The sequence below is a fragment of the Sporichthya sp. genome (genome assembly GCF_013815995.1).
In the GTDB taxonomy this organism is placed as follows: domain Bacteria; phylum Actinomycetota; class Actinomycetes; order Sporichthyales; family Sporichthyaceae; genus Sporichthya.
The window spans coordinates 1-13484 of the sequence record NZ_JACDFE010000116.1; the positions used below are offsets into that span (position 1 = coordinate 1).

At 69.8% G+C, this 13484-nt stretch carries 18 protein-coding genes and 1 tRNA gene; 11 read left to right on the forward strand and 8 right to left on the reverse strand.

Annotated features, from left to right (window positions below; genetic code table 11):
- Positions 1-130 precede the first annotated feature (130 nt).
- Positions 131-1201: a hypothetical protein gene (locus H0X00_RS13835; protein WP_293771924.1), complete on the forward strand. Its 1071-nt coding sequence runs from the start codon at positions 131-133 to the stop codon at positions 1199-1201.
- 132 nt (positions 1202-1333) lie between these two features.
- Here H0X00_RS13835 and H0X00_RS13840 read toward each other — a convergent pair whose 3' ends face one another.
- Entirely contained in the window at positions 1334-1750 is a 417-nt protein-coding gene (locus tag H0X00_RS13840) for a hypothetical protein (RefSeq protein WP_293771926.1), read from the reverse strand.
- A gap of 149 nt (positions 1751-1899) precedes the next feature.
- Between H0X00_RS13840 and H0X00_RS13845 the strand changes: the two genes are divergently transcribed.
- Positions 1900-1972 (forward strand) — tRNA-Arg (locus tag H0X00_RS13845).
- A 5-nt stretch (positions 1973-1977) separates the two neighbouring features.
- Here the strand turns inward: H0X00_RS13845 and H0X00_RS13850 are convergent.
- The gene (locus H0X00_RS13850) at positions 1978-2436 is read right to left on the reverse strand and encodes a tyrosine-type recombinase/integrase (protein WP_293771964.1); all 459 of its coding nucleotides are present in this window, start codon (positions 2434-2436) and stop codon (positions 1978-1980) included.
- A gap of 26 nt (positions 2437-2462) precedes the next feature.
- On the opposite strand from H0X00_RS13850, the gene H0X00_RS13855 reads away from it, so the two are divergent.
- Positions 2463-2639 (forward strand): hypothetical protein, encoded by a 177-nt coding sequence (locus tag H0X00_RS13855; protein ID WP_293771967.1) that lies wholly within the window; start codon positions 2463-2465, stop codon positions 2637-2639.
- A 376-nt stretch (positions 2640-3015) separates the two neighbouring features.
- Here H0X00_RS13855 and H0X00_RS13860 read toward each other — a convergent pair whose 3' ends face one another.
- On the reverse strand, positions 3016-3510 hold the full coding sequence (locus H0X00_RS13860; protein WP_293771929.1) for an AmiS/UreI family transporter: 495 nt from the start codon (positions 3508-3510) through the stop codon (positions 3016-3018).
- Between the two features lie 166 nt (positions 3511-3676).
- Between H0X00_RS13860 and H0X00_RS13865 the strand changes: the two genes are divergently transcribed.
- Positions 3677-4117 carry a heavy metal-responsive transcriptional regulator gene (locus tag H0X00_RS13865; RefSeq protein WP_293771932.1) on the forward strand — a complete coding sequence of 147 codons (441 nt, stop codon included), beginning with the start codon at positions 3677-3679 and terminating at the stop codon, positions 4115-4117.
- A gap of 97 nt (positions 4118-4214) precedes the next feature.
- Here the strand turns inward: H0X00_RS13865 and H0X00_RS13870 are convergent, their stop codons facing one another.
- From H0X00_RS13870 to H0X00_RS13880, 3 genes are read right to left on the reverse strand one after another with little or no spacing between them, the layout of a single operon-like run.
- Positions 4215-4457, reverse strand: a complete 243-nt coding sequence (locus H0X00_RS13870) for a hypothetical protein (RefSeq protein ID WP_293771934.1) — start codon at positions 4455-4457, stop codon at positions 4215-4217.
- On the reverse strand, positions 4457-4699 hold the full coding sequence (locus H0X00_RS13875; protein WP_293771937.1) for a hypothetical protein: 243 nt from the start codon (positions 4697-4699) through the stop codon (positions 4457-4459). Before H0X00_RS13875 ends, H0X00_RS13870 begins: the two co-directional genes overlap by 1 nt.
- Before the next feature lie 36 nt (positions 4700-4735).
- Positions 4736-5314 carry a TIGR03086 family metal-binding protein gene (locus H0X00_RS13880; RefSeq protein WP_293771939.1) on the reverse strand — a complete coding sequence of 193 codons (579 nt, stop codon included), beginning with the start codon at positions 5312-5314 and terminating at the stop codon, positions 4736-4738.
- Between the two features lie 91 nt (positions 5315-5405).
- On the opposite strand from H0X00_RS13880, the gene H0X00_RS13885 reads away from it, so the two are divergent.
- The 4 genes from H0X00_RS13885 to H0X00_RS13900 all read left to right on the forward strand — a co-directional run bounded on the left by H0X00_RS13885 (position 5406) and on the right by H0X00_RS13900 (position 9291).
- Positions 5406-6005, forward strand: a complete 600-nt coding sequence (locus tag H0X00_RS13885) for a CGNR zinc finger domain-containing protein (RefSeq protein ID WP_293771942.1) — start codon at positions 5406-5408, stop codon at positions 6003-6005.
- 189 nt (positions 6006-6194) lie between these two features.
- Positions 6195-7424 (forward strand): DUF4143 domain-containing protein, encoded by a 1230-nt coding sequence (locus tag H0X00_RS13890; RefSeq protein ID WP_293771945.1) that lies wholly within the window; start codon positions 6195-6197, stop codon positions 7422-7424.
- Positions 7425-7609: 185 nt separating this feature from the next.
- Positions 7610-8182 carry a hypothetical protein gene (locus tag H0X00_RS13895; protein WP_293771948.1) on the forward strand — a complete coding sequence of 191 codons (573 nt, stop codon included), beginning with the start codon at positions 7610-7612 and terminating at the stop codon, positions 8180-8182.
- Positions 8183-8280: 98 nt separating this feature from the next.
- Positions 8281-9291: an ATP-grasp domain-containing protein gene (locus tag H0X00_RS13900; protein ID WP_293771950.1), complete on the forward strand. Its 1011-nt coding sequence runs from the start codon at positions 8281-8283 to the stop codon at positions 9289-9291.
- Between the two features lie 26 nt (positions 9292-9317).
- Here H0X00_RS13900 and H0X00_RS13905 read toward each other — a convergent pair whose 3' ends face one another.
- Entirely contained in the window at positions 9318-10133 is an 816-nt protein-coding gene (locus tag H0X00_RS13905) for an AIM24 family protein (protein WP_293771952.1), read from the reverse strand.
- 127 nt (positions 10134-10260) lie between these two features.
- Between H0X00_RS13905 and H0X00_RS13910 the strand changes: the two genes are divergently transcribed.
- The 3 genes from H0X00_RS13910 (at position 10261) to H0X00_RS13920 (ending at position 12885) form a co-directional block, all read left to right on the forward strand.
- The gene (locus tag H0X00_RS13910; protein WP_293771954.1) at positions 10261-10842 is read left to right on the forward strand and encodes a TerD family protein; all 582 of its coding nucleotides are present in this window, start codon (positions 10261-10263) and stop codon (positions 10840-10842) included.
- A gap of 91 nt (positions 10843-10933) precedes the next feature.
- Complete coding sequence (locus tag H0X00_RS13915; RefSeq protein ID WP_293771956.1) at positions 10934-12061, forward strand: DUF475 domain-containing protein; 1128 nt, start codon at positions 10934-10936, stop codon at positions 12059-12061.
- Between the two features lie 17 nt (positions 12062-12078).
- Positions 12079-12885 carry a hypothetical protein gene (locus H0X00_RS13920; RefSeq protein WP_293771959.1) on the forward strand — a complete coding sequence of 269 codons (807 nt, stop codon included), beginning with the start codon at positions 12079-12081 and terminating at the stop codon, positions 12883-12885.
- A 10-nt stretch (positions 12886-12895) separates the two neighbouring features.
- Here the strand turns inward: H0X00_RS13920 and H0X00_RS13925 are convergent.
- A partial coding sequence (locus H0X00_RS13925; protein ID WP_293771961.1) for a TerD family protein occupies positions 12896-13484 on the reverse strand: 589 nt, incomplete at its 5' end.

Genomic DNA, 13484 nt, shown 5'->3' on the forward strand with positions numbered 1-13484 from the left:
GCCCGGCGCGGGTTCGCCGTCGCCCCGACCCGCGCCGCCGCCCGTACCCGGGCCGCCCCCGATCCCCGGCCCGCCGGCCATGCCGTCGCCGCCGAAGCTCGGTGATGGTTCGTCAGATCCCCTCTCGACGGTGCACTTCGCCTGCGTCAGCTGCGGCGGTCAGCTGGTCTTCAACCCGCCGACGGCGGGGATGAAGTGCCCGAGCTGCGGCAATGAGCAGCCGATCGACGCCGCCGCCGACCAGCCCGCCGAGCGGGACCTGCTCGTGACGCTGGAGGACCTGCGCAAGCCGGCCGAGGCGCAGACCGTGAACGCGGCCCCGACCAAGGAACTGGTCTGCCCGAACTGCAACGGGCACATCGGCTTCATCGGCACGTTGACCGCAACCCGCTGCCCGTTCTGCGCGACCCCCGTGCAGCGCAGCGACATCAAGGACGCCCCGAACCGGCTGCCGGTCGACGGCGTCGTCCCGTTCGGCATCGACACCCCTTCGGCCGAGGGCAAGGTCAAGGAGTGGATCGGCGCTCGCTGGTTCGCCCCGAACGACTTCAAGAAGTACTCCAAGGCCGGCTCGTTCTCCGGGGTGTACCTGCCCTTCTTCACCTTCGACGCGCAGAGCTATACCGACTACGAGGGCGAGCGCGGCGACAACTACACCGTCACCGTCGGCTCCGGGCAGAACCGGCGCACCGAGACCCGGATTCGCTGGCACCACGTTCGCGGCGCGGTCGACGTCCCGTTCGACGACGTAGCGGTCGGCGCGGAGTCCTCGCTCGAACCGGACCGCCTCCGCGACCTCGAGCCGTGGCCGACCCAGGCCGCGGTTGCCTTCCGCGCCGAGTACCTGGCCGGGTCGCTGTCACGCTCGTACGAGAAGAACCTCGACGTCTGCCACGGCGAGGCCGTCTCGCGGATGAACGACGACATCGCCCACGCGATCCGCAGCGACATCGGCGGGGACCACCAGCGCATCCACCGCGCCGACACCTCGTGGAGCAAGCAGACCTACCGGCATCTGCTGCTGCCGATCTTCCTCCTGGTCGTGATGTTCCAGGCCAAGCCGTACCAGGTGTTCGTCAACGGCGTGAGCGGCGAAGTGCACGGCCAGCGCCCGTACAGCTGGATCAAGATCACGCTCGCGGTGATCGCAGCGCTGATCGTGGTCGGGATCGGGCTGGGCATCTACTACGGCTCGAAATGACCCAGGAGCTGCCACGTCACCATCGCAGCGACCACTGAGCGACAAGGTCGCAACTGAAGTGACGCGCCGCCCTGCGGGCGGTCAGGTCACGCGTTTCAACCCTGCCGCTCAGCTGTTGCCGAGGCCGCACCGTCAGGGGGTGCGCGTCGGGCGGAGCAGAGCCGCGGCGAAGGCCAGGTCGTAACCGGCGCAGAGCGCGGGGTACCAGCGCGGCAGGCGCCCGCCGGATCCCAGGTCGTGTTGGGCGTCGAAGAGCGCGTGGGCGGCCCAGCCGGCGGCGATCAGCGCCCGGGCGGTCATTCCGCCGCGCTGGTGGGCCTTGGTGATCAGGCCGGTGGTGGCAGCCACGGCACCCAGCTCCCGGGCGGAGGCGAGGCTGATCCGCGAGCCGCTGCGGGTCGCCGGGTAGATCGCGGCGGCCGTCATCAGGCCGACGGCGCCGAGGTTGGTGCGGGCGTTCGGGAAGTACTTGCGGGCGGCGTTCTCGATGGCCAGCCCACTGGCGGCGCCGACCGCCACCGCCACGACGTCCGCCGCTCGTATCGCCACTGCGCCGCCTCCGCTCCAAGGGCGTCCGCCCAGGTCAGGGCCCCTATCGTCGCGGGTCGCCGCAGCGGACTGCAGGCCGGGGTCCGGATCTCCTTTCGACCCCACCCACCCCGGCCGGTACACTTCCCGACGGCCCGAAATCGGGGCCTGCGCCCGTAGCTCAACGGATAGAGCATCTGACTACGGATCAGAAGGTTAGGGGTTCGAATCCCTTCGGGCGCGCTTCATCACCCCAGGTCGGCGCGGTGACCCCTCAATTCGTCGGCAGCGAAATGATCTTCGCGTGCCCGTACGGATCTGGGCGGGCCGGCGGAGCTGGCCATCCGGGCGGCGACCTCGGCGTCCCGATCCGCCGCAGCGTGCTGGTAGATCAGGGCCGCGTCGCTGCTCTTGTGTCCTGCCCGGCGCATGACTTCGCGCAGGGTCGCGCCGGACTGGGTGGCCAGGGTCAGGCCGGCATGGCGCAGGTCGTGGACCCGCGCGGCCGGCAGATCGGCGGCGAGGCGAGCCCGCGCCCAGTAGCGCTGGACGTCCCAGCCCCGTAGGGGCGCCCCGCTGCTTCGGGTGAACACCGCCGCGGCGGGCAAGGCTCCGGCCCGGGACCGTCCGAGGTGCTCGACCAGCGCGTCCACGGCCGGCCCCGCGAGGTTCACGGTCCGCAGACTGTCGGCTTTCGGGGCGCCGATGCGGGCTTGCCGTTGATCTCCTGCTGTTGGCGGGCCACGCGGACGGTGCCGGTGCGGGTGTGCGGGTCGAGATCCAGATCGCCAACCTGGAGGCCCAGCAGCTCGCCGAGTCGGAGCCCGCCCAGAAGCCCAGCAACACCAGCGCCCGTAGGTGCTCCGGCATCTCGACTGCGAGCTCTTTGACCCTGGCCCGGACCAGGTGAGTTGACGTCGTAGCTCGGCGGCAACGAACCTCTCCAGGAGGTGCCCCGCGACTTGGGCGTGGCCGGCGGTGCCCTGGCCGCCGCGCCGGCGTTCGCGGTCATCCGGCACCAGCGGCAGAGACCTTGATGAGGCGAGCGGCAGGCCGGTGTCGCGCGGGGCGATCTTGGGGCGCGAGACCACCCGTTGGGACCAGGTTCGTCGACCTAGCGGGCAGTCGGTGGACCAGGAACAGGGTCTCCAGCAAATCCAGGTAGGGATCCGGTGAATCGCCGACTTGCATGAGATCCACGGCACGCCGAGCGATCTGATCAACGTTCCGCCGCGCCGCTCACCAGCCCAGACACCAGCCGAGCGTCCACGGATCGAGGCTTAGTCCTAGAGTTGCCACGCGCCTGACGCGATCAGGGTGCCGGGAACCAGGCACGTCCCCAGCGAGACGGCCAAGGTGTACCGGCCGACGAAACGGGAGATGCGCTCGATCCCGAGGCCCATGATCAGGAAGAACAGCAACCACAACCCCGACCACAGCATCCAGAACGACCCGAACCAGGCGTCGCCGCCGCGGAAGGTGTCCAGGGAGATGGGAACGGCAGCAACCGCGACCAGCAGGCAGTACCAACCGAGTCGTTGATGGTTCGTCACGTTGCGCCACATGTTGATGCCGTACCAGGCGTAAGTGATTCCGAACAGAGCGAGCTTGAAGGCCTCGTAGCCCTCTCCGGTGGCGAGGTAGTAGCCGGCGAAGCCCAGGTCCATGCCTCCGAGCAGCAGGTTCAACGCGATCGCGCCGGGCAGCCGCGAGCCCCCCAACATCGACCAACCATTCACGACGAGGACTACCCCGGTTCCGAGCAGCACGAGTTCAAGCATTCCGTGTCCTCTGATTTCGGGTCGCAGGGGTGGTCCGAGGTAGGCGATCGGCACCGCCCCGCCTGTCGAATCCTCCGCATTGGGCGCCGTCTTGTCCGGAACCCACGGGTGCGGGCACCCTAAGCCTTAAAGTGCGGTTCAAGGTCAAGCGGCAAAAGGGCAGCCTGTGCTGATCGGGGAACTCGCGGCGGCCGCGGGAGTGTCCACAGCGACGATCCGCTTCTACGAGCGCAGCGGGCTGCTCACCCCGCCCGAGCGGACCTCCGGCGGATACCGCGACTACCCCGACCGCGCCGTAGCGGAGCTGCGGTTCGTCCGCGCTGGGCAGGCCGTCGGGCTGACGTTGACCGAGCTCGCGGAGATCACGGCCTTCCGCGACCGCGGCGAAGCCCCGTGCGGCGAACTTGTCGCGCTGATGGAACACCGAATGGTCGAGGTCGAGCACCGCATCAACGAGCTCGACCAACTCCGCCGAGACCTCGCCGTCCTCCTCGACGCAGCCCACGCCCACAACCTCGACGACTGCCCGCCCGCCACCATGTACGGGTTACTCGAGCGCCGAGAGCCCCAGCCTTCGCGCGATGCGGTTGCGTTCCCTCGTACCTGAGCCGACGTCACCGGCTTCTACGGTCTCAGCGAAGATCCGCCCATGCGTTCGATCGGATGCGAGCGGCGGGCGTGGAACTCCAGCAGCACGATCATGCTCATGCCGACCGCCGGGTGATCTCCGAGCGCATCGCAGCCGGGGCGAGAACGACGGCGATGGGCAGTCCGACAAACAATGCGTGGTCGACGAGGAAGGCGAACCACCAGCCGTTGCCGAAGTCCTCCTGGGTACTGCGCCCGAGCGGGAGCACCACCGCGTTCATGAACACCCAGATACCCGCGCCGTAAGCGAGCCCAGCGGTGATCACAGCGCGGGCGCCGTTCACCCTCGGGGCGATCATCAGCGCGTAGAGGGGGCGGCGTAGCCGACCCCGGCGGCCCCGGTGCCGAAGGCGCGGGGGCCGACCAGGCCGGAGGCGACGTACTGCAGCAGGGTCTCGGAGTTGTACCGGCCGTCGATGAGGACGTAGCCGACGAACGCGAATGCGGCGTCGGCGCCGGCCGCCACGAGCGTTGCGATCACGATCGGGCGCCAAGCGGGTCGGGACGTGGTGCGTGCGTGGGCGGACTGGGCGGTGGTCATGTCAGGGTCCCGTCCGGGGAGTGGGCGACGAGTCGGTCACAGCGGGGTGCGGCCGCTGAAGGCAACGACGCGCTGTGTCGGGGTGGCGTCCGGCGCGGCCGGGACCTCGGGCCCGAACCTCCCCTTGGGACGCATCATCGGCACCAACTGGGAGCCGACCGCCTCGGCGAGTTGCGCTTCCGCTTCACTGAACTCGACCTTCTCGCCGATGGCCATGGCCACGGCGAGGTCCCAGCTGTGGATCAGGTTGGAGTACGTGATGATCGCGATCGCCTGGGCGGCCGGGACCGTCCCGAGGACGATCGTCACCGGCGTGTTCCAGTCCGAGACCGTGCTCCAGGCCGCGTGGGAGCGTTCGACGATCCGGCGAGCGGTAGCCCGGTGGTCCCCGCCGAGGTTGTCGCCGCCGCCGAACAGCTCGGCCTCGGTCGGCGCGGGCCCGCCGTCCAAAGTGGCCGAGAACATCTCCATCGTCTGCAGGGTGTGGCTGAGCAGCGCCCGGACGTCCCACTCCGCGCAGGGGCTGGACGCCGTCAACGACGCGGGGTCAAGGCGGTCGACCAGACCGAGCAGGCGGGCGTCCGCACCGGCGAGAAGGTCCATTGCATCAGACATCTGCTAACTCCAAGAATGAGTGAAACCGTTAGGGACAGTGGTATCCTGATGGTCGATTGATAACGGTGTCAAGGCTAAATGGAGTTAGGTCGTGGAGTTCCCCCTCCTGGGGCAGCAAGTAGCGGTAGACCTCGCGAACACCGTGTGGGTCTACGCCGGCCAGCGGGTCGACGCCCTGGACACCGTCGAGGTGGCGGACCGCTGGCTGGTCGCCGTCGGCAGCCATCGCCTCGGCGACGGCGGGACGCTGCGCGACGCCGCTGGTGGGACCGAGGCACTGCACGTGCGCGACGAGGGTTTCCGGGCCGACCTGCAGGCCCTACGCGAACACGTGCGCGCGCTGCTCAACGCCTCCGCGAGCGGGCAGGCGGCCGACAGCGCCACGCTCGAGGCCCTCAACGGGGCCGCCGCCGCCGCACCCAGTCGCGTGCAGGCCATCCCCGACGGGCAGGCGCATCTGATCGTCCGGCTCCGCCCACCCCCGCCGCGGACCGCGGTCCTGGCCGCCCTAGCCGAGGACGCCCTGCTGATGGTCGCTCCCGAAGAACCGCTGCCGGTATTCGCCTGTCCCGGGCCCGGTTGTCTCGGGGTATTGGTCCGGGACGACCCACGTCGCCGTTACTGCTCCCCGAACTGCGCCAACCGCGCTCGCGTCGCCCGCCACTACGCGCGCACGCGGCCCCCGGGCTGAACTCCAACCTGCGCGACGTTTGGCTGTGGGCCGCAGTGGCCCCGGGCCGTGACCCCGACAAGAAGCTCCGCCGGTTCTCTTCAACCTTCCCTCCGAAGGTCTGATAATCTTCCCGCCGAATGACCTATATTCTTCCCGTTAGATCACGTCACGGGGAGTCGAGAGGCGGCCATGTATCGACCTCGGGTCGTGGATCAGGAGCTCACCGAGGCATTGCGCGCCAACGGAGCGGTCCTCATCGAGGGCCCGCGCGGTTGTGGCAAGACGGCGACGGCGCGGCAGACCGCGGCCAGCGAGGTACTGCTCGACGTCGACGCGGACGCGCGCCAGGCCGCAGCGCTGGACCCGGGGTTGATTCTCGACGGCGCGGCGCCCCGGCTGCTCGATGAGTGGCAGATCGTCCCGGCGGTGTGGAATCACGTCCGCCGCGCCGTCGATGACGCGCCCTCGCCAGGACGGTTCATCCTGACCGGCTCGGCCGTGCCCAGCGATGACCTCACCCGGCACACCGGCGCGCTGCGCATCGGCCGGCTCCGGATGCGCCCGATGTCGCTGTTCGAGCAGGGCGCGAGCACCGGCGCCATCTCCCTGGCCGCGCTCTTGGCCGGGGACCCGGCCCGCAGCCCGGATACCGGCCTGTCAATCCCCGACCTGGCGCGGCGGGTAGCGATCGGGGGCTGGCCGGCGCTGCTGGAGCGCTCCGCCGATCAGGCGTTGCGGGCGCTGCGGGGGTACCTCGACGACGTCGCGCGCGTGGACCTGACCCGGGTGGACGGGGTCGCGCGGGATCCGGACCGGGTCAGCCGGCTGCTGCGTTCGCTGGCTCGCAACGTCGCGACCCCGGTCGCCGCGGCAACCCTGGCGGCGGACACAGGGGGTGCTGAGGGTGCGCTCAAGGACGAGACCGTCGCCGGCTACCTCGCGGCGCTGGCCCGACTGCTCATCGTCGAGGACCAACCCGCCTGGGTTCCGCATCTGCGCTCCCGCTCGGTTCTGCGACTCGGGGCCAAGCGGCACTTCGTGGACCCCTCCCTGGCAGTGGCGGCACTGCGGGCCACCCCGGAGCTTCTCCTGCGGGACCTGAATCTGTTGGGGCTGCTGTTCGAATCCCTCGTCGTCCGCGATCTGCGGGTGTACAGCCAGTCCGTTGATGCGCGCGTCCTGCACTACCGCGACAACACCGGGCTCGAAGTCGACGCGATCGTGGAGCGAGCCGATGGGGCCTGGGCCGCGTTCGAGATCAAGCTCGGCCCGGTCTTGATCGAGGACGGTGCGGCGAGCCTGCTCCGGTTCGCCCGGCGGGTCGACACCACCAAGACCGGCCCACCCGCGCTGCTCGGCGTCATCGTCGGCACCGGGTTCGGCTACGTCCGCCCAGACGGCGTTGCGGTCATCCCGATCGGCGCGCTCGGGCCGTGACCAAAGGGCGGGCGGCACGGGATCCGACCCCGCGCAAGCACCCCAGGGTGATATCGACCCTCTGAGTGCTATCGCAGCGGGATGTCGAGGCCACGCTCGTCCTCACCGCCGGGCCCGAGTATGCGCCGGTCGGCCTCGGTGATCCGGAAGGTCGCCACCACCGGCACCGCCTAACCTTCCCTCCCATGAGCGCGTCGGAAGAGGATCTGGCCCCCTGGTCGGCGGCCCGGACCCTGGCCGACCTGGCCGAGGTCACCGCCCGCTGGCTGCAGGGCGAGCTGCGCTACTTCCCGGGGCACAACGACCCGTCCGAGCCGCCGCTGGCCGAGACCAAGGACCTGATCAAGGTCCTGGTCTCCCTCAATCGGGCCGGTTACCTGACCACCAACTCCCAGCCCGGCCAGAGCATGACCCGCGACGGCAACGCCCAGCGCGCGTTCGTCCGCGGCTACTGCACCGAGGACACCTACAAGCGGATCGACGCCGCGATCTACGGCACCGAGCTGATCGCCCTGCCTCGCCCGCCCGGGATGTATCACCTGTGCCCGGTGCCGATCACCACCGTGGGCGGGAAGAACTTCACCTGGGGCGGGATGTCCACCGGTGAGGCCGACGCGATCGCGCGCGAGTTCGGCGGGGCGCTGAGCGAGTCGATGCTGGACGTCCTGACGACCTGCTGGCTGGTCGACGTGCTCGACCCGGTCTGGGGTCGTACCAACCTGCTGTGGTCCAAGCTCCGGGCCGGGCTGGCTGGCTGATCCGAGTCGCGCAACGATCGGGCCGGCCGCGGGACGAGGCCCTACCCTCATAGTTCACCCACCGGACTGCCGCCGGTGGTGCTCCGGGGGGCTTTTGCGTGGTCAACGTCTGGTTCAACCGCACGTTCTCGTCCGCCTACCACGCGGTGAATCTGATCCGGCACAACCCGGACGGCACCGCAGTGACGGTGTTCGGCTCCCACGACACGCTCGACGCGGTCTTCCTCGGCGCCTGCGATCACACCTTCGCAGAGCCGGCCGTCGCACCGCTGGACTACGTGCAGTGGGCGCTGGAGTTCTGCGCCGAGCACGCCATCGACGTGTTCGTCCCGAAGCGGCACATGGCAGTCGTCGCAGCGCACCGTGCGGCTTTCGAATCCGCCGGCACCCGGGTTCTGGTCGCCGGGCCCCCTGAGGTGCTTGCGGCGGTGAGCGACAAGGGCGCGCTGTACGCGGCTGTGGACCGCATCGCCCCCGGGTCGGCGCCGGTGCACCGGGTGGTCGAGACCGCCGCCCAGTTTGCGGTCGCCCACGATGAGATCGCGGCCCCCGGGACGGCGGTCTGCTTCAAACCTGCGCTCGGCGAGGGCGGCGGCGGGTTCCGGATCATCGACGCCGCCGCGTCGCCGCTGGCCGCGCTGTCGGACTTCCCGACTGAGCGGGTCGGGCTGGTCGCGACGTTGGACGCCCTCGGCAGCGTGGAGTCCTTCCCGCCGCTGGTGGTGTCCGAGTTGCTGCCCGGAGCCGAGTTCAGCGTGGACTGCCTGGCCTCGGACGGAACGCTGGTCGCCGCCGTGGCGCGGCGCAAGCTGGACCGGCGGACCCAGCGGATCGAGGAAGCCCCGGCGCTGGTGGCCGTGGCGGAGGCGATCACCGCGCACTTCGGGCTGGGCGCGCTGTTCAACGTCCAGTTCGTGTTCGGGACGGACGGGCCCAAGGTCATCGACGTGAATCCGCGGATGTCGGCGGGCGTCGACGTCAGTGCCGCCTCCGGCGTGAACCTCCCCTGGCTGGGGGTCCGGCTGGCCCTGACCGGGTCGGTCGAGGTGCCGCCGGCGTCGGCCGGGATCACGGTGGGCCGGGTCGACCACGTCGTCCGCGTGGCGTAGCCGGCCTCAGGTCAGCCGGCCTGGAGTCAGTCGGCCGAGCCGGAGAACAGCCCGCCCATCCCGGCGCCGGTCTTCTTGTCGCCCATTCCGGCGTTCTTCTCCAGCGCCTTGGCCAACGCGTCGATCGACACCGACTGCAGGATGACCTTGCCGTCGCCCTCCAGCGTGGCGAGGGAGAACCCCTCCCCACCGAACATGGCGTTCATCGCGCCGGCCTTGTTGAAGCGGCCGACCCGCTCCACGCCGTACCGGATGTTCTGGTCCCAGGCCACGACACAGCCGGTGTCCACCCGCACCTTGCCGCCCAGGTCCGCCGGGTTGAGGTCGATGAAATCGCCGGCGCCGGCGATCAGCAGCGTCCCCCGGCCGGTGAACTTCTCCAGGACAAAACCCTCACCGCCGCTGAATCCCGCCCGACCCCCCATAAACGAGATATCGAAGTTGACCCCGGCCTCGGCGGCCACGAAGGCGTCCTTCTCCGCGAACCACGTCGTCGAGCCGTCGAGTTCGATCGCGCGCATCTCCCCCGGAAGCACTCCGGCGAGCGCGATCAGCCCGGTGCCGCCCGGGGTGTGGAAGTGGTTGAACGCGAAAGATTCTCCGGCCAGCATCCGCTTGCCCACGTCCATGGCCCCGCGGAGCAGCCCCCCGAGCCCGGCTCCGCTGCCAGCGGAGTCGGGCGTGGAGCCCGCGGCCGACGGTTGGGACAACTTGGTCTCCATCACCACATCGCCGGAGGAGAAGAGGAACTTGCCGGCCTCGCTGTAGATGACCTGCCCCGGCGTCAGCGTGACCAGCGCCATCTTGGTCGTCGTGCCGACGAGCTGGAGATTGAGCGTCACGGGGACTCCCGAGAGGGCAGGGGAACGGGTCCGCCACGGTAACCGTTAGCGACCCGGGACTACGCTCGTCGCCAACGAGGGCGCGGTCACTGTGGACCCCCTCATCTAGCCGAAGGAGGACGACTCAGTGGGAGTCAGTCTGAGCAAGGGCGGCAACGTCTCGCTAACCAAGGAAGCCGGCGGAACCCTCGCCGCGGTGACGGTCGGCCTGGGTTGGGACGTGCGCACCACGACCGGCACGGACTTCGACCTGGACGCGTCGGCCATCGGCCTGAACGCGACCGGCAAGGTCCTCAGCGACAAGCACTTCGTGTTCTTCAACAACCTGAAGAGCCCCGAGGGCGCGATCGAGCACACCGGCGACAACCTGACGGGCGAGGGCGAGGGCGACGACGAGCAGATCAAGGTCAACCTCGCGGCGCTGCCCGCCGAGGTCGAGAAGGTCGTCTTCCCCGTCTCGATCTACGACGGCAACAACCGGTCGCAGGCCTTCGGCCAGGTCCGCAACGCCTTCATCCGCGTGATCAACCAGGCCGGCGGCGCCGAGTTGGCCCGGTACGACCTCACCGAGGACGCCTCCACCGAGACCGCCATGGTCTTCGGCGAGCTCTACCGCAACAGCGGTGAGTGGAAGTTCCGCGCCGTCGGCCAGGGCTACGCCGCGGGCCTGTCGGGAATCGCCACGGACTTCGGCGTCAACCTCGGGTAAGTCCGAGGCGCACCACCGCCCCGGCGATTCGGCCGGGGCGGTCCCGCCTGCCGCGCGGTGATCCGCGCGCGGGCCACCTGGAGTGGGAATCGTGGTTCTGAAGACGTTCGCCTGGTCCTTTGCCATCACGGCGCTCGGCATGGTGGCAGGGTTCGCCTACGGCGGGGTGGAGGGGTTGCTGCTGGTCGCGATCCTGATCGTGCTGGAGATTTCGCTCTCGTTCGACAACGCCGTGGTGAACGCGAAGATCATCGAGCGGATGAGCCACTTCTGGCAGAAGATGTTCCTCACCATCGGCATCGTGATCGCCGTCTTCGGCATGCGGCTGGTGTTCCCGCTGCTCATCGTCGGCGTGACTGCGGGCCTGGGCCCGTTCGAGGCGATCGACCTCGCCCTGGAGAAGGGCGACATCGAAGAGGAAGGCTCTTACGCCTTCCTGCTCGATGAGGCGCACCCGCTGGTCGCCGCCTTCGGCGGCATGTTCCTGCTCCTGCTGTTCCTGAACTTCATCTTCGATCCCGAGCGCGAGATCCATTGGCTGACGTGGCTGGAGCGCCCGCTGGCCAAGGCCGGCGCGCTCGACACCGCCCCGGTCGTGGTCTCCCTCGCGGCGCTCGCCGCGGCCGCGGAGTTCCTCGCCGAGGACCGCGGCGAGGTGCTCATCGCCGGCGTGCTCGGAGTCATCACCTACCTGGCGGTCGACGGGCTCGGTCAGCTCTTCGAGACCCAGGGCATCGAGGAGCACGCCGAGCACGCGGCGGAGGCCTCGGGCCGGACCGGGCCGTCCGGGGTCGCGCTGGCCACCGGCAAGGCCGGGTTCTTCCTGTTCCTCTACCTCGAGGTGCTGGACGCGTCGTTCTCCTTCGACGGCGTCCTCGGCGCCTTCGCCATCACCCAGGACCCGATCATCATCGCGCTGGGCCTCGGCGTGGGCGCCATGTACATCCGGTCGTTCACGATCTACCTGGTGCGCAAGGGCACGCTCGGGGATTACATCTTCCTGGAGCACGGCGCGATGTGGGCGATCGGTGCGCTCTCCGCGATCCTGCTGCTCACGATCAAGTTCCACATCGACGAGCTCGTCACCGGTGGCATCGGCCTGGCCTTCATCGGCGCGGCCCTAGCCAGCTCGTTGAGTCACAACAAGCGCCACGGCGGCCCGGCGTCCAAGCGTGACGCGGCCGGCGCAGCGCCGGTCGAGCCGGCCGCCGCACCCTGACACGAGAGGCACAGAGCATGGGGATCGACTACAACAAGCGTCCGAGCACGCCCGCAACCCCGGCTGCTCCTGCGGATTCGGCTCCGGTCGGGTACTCCAAAGCGCCTGCCGCCCCGGCGGCGCCCGCCGCGGCCGCGCCGGCCGCAGGGCCGGTGTCGCTGAGCAAGATCTCGCTGACCAAGGGCGCGCCCGCGGTGTCGCTGACCAAGGGCGGCGGCGCCGGCGGCACCATGCGGGTAAACCTGAACTGGACGGCCCGCCCGGACACCGCGGGGAGCCCGGCGCCCGCTGCCAAGGGCTTCATGAAGAAGCTGCAGGCCGCTGCGGAGCAGCGGATGAGTTCCGGCGGGATCGACCTGGACCTGGGCTGCCTGTATGAGTACAGCGACGGCTCCAAGGGCGTCGTGCAGGCGCTCGGCAACGCGTTCCAGGACCGGCACACCCTCGGCAACAAGCCGATCTGCTGGCTCGACGGCGACGACCGCAGCGGGGCCGTCACCGGTGGCGAGAACCTGTTCATCGACCTGGGGCAGGAACGCTCGATCAAGCGGATCCTGGTCTTCGCGTTCATCTACCAGGGCGTGCCCAACTGGGCCGGCGCGGACGCGATCGTCACGCTGTACCCGACCGACGGCCCGCCGGTGGAGATCGAGCTCACCGAGGGCGACAACAAATCGCCGATGTGCGCGATCGCGCTCCTGACCGACAACGGCTCCGGGGCCGGCATGGCCGTGCAGCGCGAGGTGCAGTACATCCAGGGCGGCCAGTCCCACCTGGACAAGGCCTACAACTGGGGCATGCAGTGGGCCCGGGGCAGCAAGTAGGGCTCCCGATCTAACGCAGCGCGTCCGCGGCCGGCTTCACCATGGCCTTGCCGGACTTGCCGTCGTGATAGGTCCCGAGCGCGCGCATCTCCCAGCTGCCGGCCGGGGTCCGGGTGATCGCGCACATCAGCACGCCGGTCTTCGGCTGGGAATCGGTGAGGTCGAACCGGACCAGCTCGGCGCCGCTGGCGGCCTCGACCAGGCGGCAGAAGGCCCGGGAGATCTCGGTGAACTTCTGGCCGCGGAACGAGTTGATCGTGAAGACGAGGGACGCCACGGTGGCCGGCAGCGAACCCAGGTTGACGTGGATCTGCTCGTCGTCGCCGTCGCCCTCGCCGGTGAGGTTGTCCCCGGAGTGCTTGATGGCACCGCCGAAAGCCGTGAGGGACATGAAGTACACGACCTCCAGGTCGCGCCCGTTCGCGTCGAAGGCGATCACCGAGGCGTCGAGGTCGACGTCCTTGCCGCTCTTCGCGGGATCCCACCCCAGGCCCATGATCACGGCCGACAGCGCCGGCGCGCCGGTCTTGACCAGGCTGACCCGGTCGCCCTTCTTGAGGCTGACGCGGCCCTTGTCGAGATTGACCGGAGCTCCCGGC

Excerpts from the sequence above, each read along its gene's own strand:
- H0X00_RS13860 (WP_293771929.1), bottom strand. The coding sequence starts at position 3,510 with ATGCTTGAACTCGTGCTGCTCGGAACCGGGGTAGTCCTCGTCGTGAAT.
- H0X00_RS13870 (WP_293771934.1), bottom strand. The coding sequence starts at position 4,457 with ATGATCGCCCCGAGGGTGAACGGCGCCCGCGCTGTGATCACCGCTGGG.
- H0X00_RS13875 (WP_293771937.1), bottom strand. The coding sequence starts at position 4,699 with ATGACCACCGCCCAGTCCGCCCACGCACGCACCACGTCCCGACCCGCT.
- H0X00_RS13880 (WP_293771939.1), bottom strand. The coding sequence starts at position 5,314 with ATGTCTGATGCAATGGACCTTCTCGCCGGTGCGGACGCCCGCCTGCTC.
- H0X00_RS13895 (WP_293771948.1), top strand. The coding sequence starts at position 7,610 with ATGAGCGCGTCGGAAGAGGATCTGGCCCCCTGGTCGGCGGCCCGGACC.
- H0X00_RS13920 (WP_293771959.1), top strand. The coding sequence starts at position 12,079 with ATGGGGATCGACTACAACAAGCGTCCGAGCACGCCCGCAACCCCGGCT.